The sequence below is a fragment of the Enterobacter cloacae complex sp. IR5412 genome (assembly GCF_049237385.1).
Classification (GTDB): Bacteria; Pseudomonadota; Gammaproteobacteria; order Enterobacterales; family Enterobacteriaceae; genus Enterobacter; species Enterobacter intestinihominis.
Window position 1 is genome coordinate 138442 of sequence record NZ_JBMKHQ010000005.1, and the last position, 957, is coordinate 139398.

Below are 957 nucleotides of genomic sequence, written 5' to 3' on the forward strand. Positions count from 1 at the left end.
GCACCGTTTTACCCGCTTCGCGCAGCGGATCGGCCAGATCGCGCTTTGGCTCCTGTCCGGCGCACAAAATCACATGATCCACGCGCAGCAGCTGCGGTTCACCACCGATCAGCACATGCAGCCCGTCGTCGTCGATCTTCTGGTAGCTCGCCCCCGGGATCATCTTCACCCCGCGCGAGAGCAGGGTGGCGCGGTGGATCCAGCCTGTGGTTTTCCCCAGCCCTTCACCCGGCTTGCTGGCTTTACGCTGGAGCATCACGATCTGACGCGGGCTTTTCGGCAGCTGCGGACCTTCCGGGCGTAAACCGCCGGACTGACTGAGACTGGTATCAATGCCCCATTCCACGCAGAACTCAGCGATGTTCTGGCTGGTGGCTTCGCCCGGCTGGCTTAAATACATCGCAGTATCAAAACCGATCCCGCCGCAGCCGATGATCGCCACCTTCTCGCCAACCGGCGCTTTGTCGCGCAGCACGTCCAGATAGCTCAATACCTTCGGATGATCGATACCCTCGATCGCAGGGGTGCGCGGGGCGATCCCACTCGCGAGGATCACCTCGTCGAAACCGATCAGATCCGCCGCGCTGACAACCTGATTGAGCCGCAGATCGACGCCCGTCACCTCGATCATCCGGCGGTAATAGCGCAGCGTTTCATAGAACTCCTCTTTGCCGGGGATCTGTCTGGCGATAGTAAACTGCCCGCCGATTTCCGCCAGCGCATCAAACAGCGTCACGCTGTGCCCACGCGAGGCGGCATTGACCGCAAACGCCAGGCCAGCGGGTCCTGCGCCCACCACGGCCAGACGCTTCTTGTTGGTCGCAGGAACGATCGGCATTTTGGTTTCATGGCAGGCGCGGGGATTCACCAGGCAGGAGGTGACCTTGCCGACGAAGATCTGATCCAGACACGCCTGGTTACAGCCGATACAGGTGTTGATCTCATCCGCACGGCCGC

General features: G+C 61.5%; 1 protein-coding gene. It reads right to left on the reverse strand.

Annotated features, from left to right (window positions below):
- Window positions 1-957: FAD-dependent oxidoreductase (locus tag ACOTX2_RS11225; protein ID WP_421625921.1), on the reverse strand; the 957-nt coding region annotated here is incomplete at both ends.